Origin of the sequence: Fulvivirga sp., from assembly GCF_040220315.1 — a bacterium.
Taxonomy (GTDB): Bacteria; Bacteroidota; Bacteroidia; order Cytophagales; family Cyclobacteriaceae; genus Fulvivirga.
Genome location: NZ_JAVJUY010000086.1, coordinates 1 through 2,811, shown reverse-complemented (window position 1 = coordinate 2,811; position 2,811 = coordinate 1). Strand labels below are relative to the sequence as shown.

The 2,811-nt window shown below is 36.7% G+C and carries 3 protein-coding genes; 2 read left to right on the top strand and 1 reads right to left on the bottom strand.

Features of this window, described 5'->3' with window-relative positions:
- A partial coding sequence (locus RLO81_RS03825; RefSeq protein ID WP_350107476.1) for an AsnC family transcriptional regulator occupies positions 1 to 80 on the bottom strand: 80 nt, incomplete at its 3' end.
- 149 nt (positions 81 to 229) lie between these two features.
- Between RLO81_RS03825 and RLO81_RS03820 the strand changes: the two genes are divergently transcribed.
- Positions 230 to 1,201, top strand: coding sequence for an NAD-dependent epimerase/dehydratase family protein (locus tag RLO81_RS03820; RefSeq protein WP_350107473.1), 972 nt, complete (start codon positions 230 to 232; stop codon positions 1,199 to 1,201).
- Positions 1,202 to 1,220: 19 nt separating this feature from the next.
- A complete protein-coding gene (gene kbl / locus RLO81_RS03815; RefSeq protein WP_350107470.1) occupies positions 1,221 to 2,414 on the top strand; it encodes a glycine C-acetyltransferase in 1,194 nt (397 codons plus the stop codon).
- The last annotated feature ends 397 nt before the right edge of the window (positions 2,415 to 2,811 follow it).

The window sequence follows — 2,811 nt, the reverse complement described above, 5'->3', positions numbered from 1 at the left end:
GAAATCTCCTTTGCTGTCTTTTTTGCATCTCTCTGTATGATTCGCAAGATCCTTTTATCAATTTCATCCAAATCCTCCATAATATTTACTTCTTAATCATTTCATTCTAATTTCTAAAAATAGAAATAACTGCAAATAAATCATATTATAGGAATTATTACTACATATATTCTATAATACATTCAAAAAAACTATAATTAAACACTAATACAAACAATAACAACTTAGTATGTCTGATATAAAACTGGTAATTGGCTCTAGTGGTCAAATTGGTTCAGTTCTTACCAAAGAGCTTCAATTAATCAATGGAGTAGGTGGGGTAGTTGCGGCAGATTTACGAATTAATCCTGAATTTAATGGTGTTTTTGAAAAGCTTGATGCTACTAGTTTTAGACAAGTCAAGCAAATAGTAGATAAGCATAAGGTGGTAGAAATCTATCATTTGGCGGCAATCCTCTCAGCAAAAGGAGAAAATCATCCATTAAAAACATGGGATGTCAATATGAAATCATTTTTTAATATACTGGAAGTGTCAAGATTGACCGGGGTTAAAAAGGTCTTTTTCCCAAGTTCAATAGCAGTATTTGGCAATGGTGTAGAGCGTAAAACTGCTCGCCAATCATCATCATTAAGCCCAACAACGGTTTATGGGGTAAGCAAGGCTGCAGGAGAGAATTGGGCCACTTACTATTCTGATAAATATGGAATGGACATCAGATCACTTCGTTTCCCTGGTATAGTTGGTTATCAATCCAATCCTGGAGGTGGTACAACCGATTATGCAGTTGATATCTTTCACCATGCAATAAAGGGGGAGGCATTCAAATGTTTTCTTGAGCCAGACACCACATTACCTATGATTTATATGGAGGATGCCATCAGAGCTACATTAGAATTAATGGAAAAACCAAAAGAGTATCTGAGTATCAAATCAGCATATAATCTTACAGCAATGAGCTTTTCCCCAAAGAGTCTAGCAAAAACTATATCGCAGACTTATCCAAATTTTGAAATCATCTATGAACCTGACTTTAGGCAAACCATTGCTGAAGGTTGGCCCAGAGAAATTGATGACTCAGTTGCTCGAAAAGATTGGGGATGGGAACCTTCTTATGATATACAATCGATGACTGAAACAATGATTTTACAATTGAACAAAAAGTATGATAGCATGCAAAACTCAAATAAGATTTCTATTTAATAGATTATATATAAAAGCTATGTACGGAAAAATAAAGACAGAATTAAGGGATTATCTCAACAACCTTAAAGTAAACGGACTCTACAAGAATGAACGAATAATTACATCGCAACAAGGAGCAGTGATCAATACGACTAGTCAGAATCAGGTCCTGAACTTTTGTTCAAATAATTACTTAGGTCTAGCTGCAAATACTGAAGTAATGAGTGCAGCATTAAATTCACTTGAATCATTTGGTTATGGCTTATCGTCAGTAAGATTTATCTGCGGGACACAAAGCATACATAGGGATCTAGAAAATAAGATAGCCCAGTTTTTGGGGATGGATGATTCAATACTTTATGCTGCAGCATTTGATGCCAATGGAGGATTATTTGAACCTTTAATGACCGAGGAAGATGTGATTATTTCAGATGAATTAAATCATGCTTCAATCATAGATGGTATTCGACTTAGTAAAGCCAGGAGACTGCGATATAAGCACGATGATATGAACGATCTTGAAAGTCAACTGAAATTATCATCAAATAATCGCCGCAAACTCATTGTTACAGACGGGACTTTTTCAATGGATGGAACCATAGCACAATTGGATAAGATTTGTGATTTAGCTGATCGACATGATGCCTTGGTTATGGTTGATGATTGCCACTCAACAGGAATTATTGGTAATACTGGAAGGGGAACACATGAGTATCGGAAAGTAGTGAGTAGAGTAGATATTATTACCGGAACATTGGGTAAAGCTCTGGGGGGTGCTATGGGAGGATTTACTGCTGCAAAACAAGAGATCGTCGATTTACTAAGACAGCGTTCCAGACCCTACCTATTTTCCAACACGATAGCTCCATCAATAGTTGGAGCAACCTTAAAGGTTTTGGAAATGCTATCTAACTCTTCTGAACTTAGGGATAAGTTACATTCAAATACAGCTAAATTTCGGCAAGGGATGAAAGATGCTGGTTTCGAAATTGTTCCAGGGGAACACCCCATCGTTCCAATCATGGTCAATGAGGCACCTCTGGCTCAAAAATTTGCTCAGCTCCTTTTAGAAGAAGGCATCTATGTTATAGGGTTCTTCTATCCTGTGGTGCCGAAAGGAAAAGCAAGGATCAGAGTACAATTATCAGCGGCCCATGAACCAGAACAAATCTCAAAAGCAATTCAAGCTTTTTCCAAAGTTGGGAAGGAACTGGGTATTCTCATCGGTTAAAAAATTCAAGACCTAAATCTTGGATAAGTTCTTTTCACTATGCTCAAGAACATATTGCGAGTTAAGGGATATTGCTTGGCCCAGCCAAGAATATGAGTAGCATCAACATGTGACTCAGACTATGATATCAAGTGTGCCTATCGCCTTCTTAGTATGTGTAAGTTTTAATTAGACGAATGTCACAATAATACTATTATATTTAGTTATTTTCTAACAATAGTGTCCTAAATAAATCTAAGTGTTGATAAAGATAAAGCAATGACTATTCTGAGAGCCATTTTTAGCCTGTATTGTTGAACAGAACCCCCTGTAGTTCGACCTGACGCCTTCTGGGCTGATGGTCAAAAGGTTTATCAAGCCACTTCTGTAGATCAATTTTCACGAACAAATTCAACCG

What these genes read in the sequence shown, in the direction of transcription:
- RLO81_RS03820 (WP_350107473.1), top strand. Translation starts at nt 230, where the DNA reads ATGTCTGATATAAAACTGGTAATTGGCTCTAGTGGTCAAATTGGTTCA.
- kbl (WP_350107470.1), top strand. Translation starts at nt 1,221, where the DNA reads ATGTACGGAAAAATAAAGACAGAATTAAGGGATTATCTCAACAACCTT.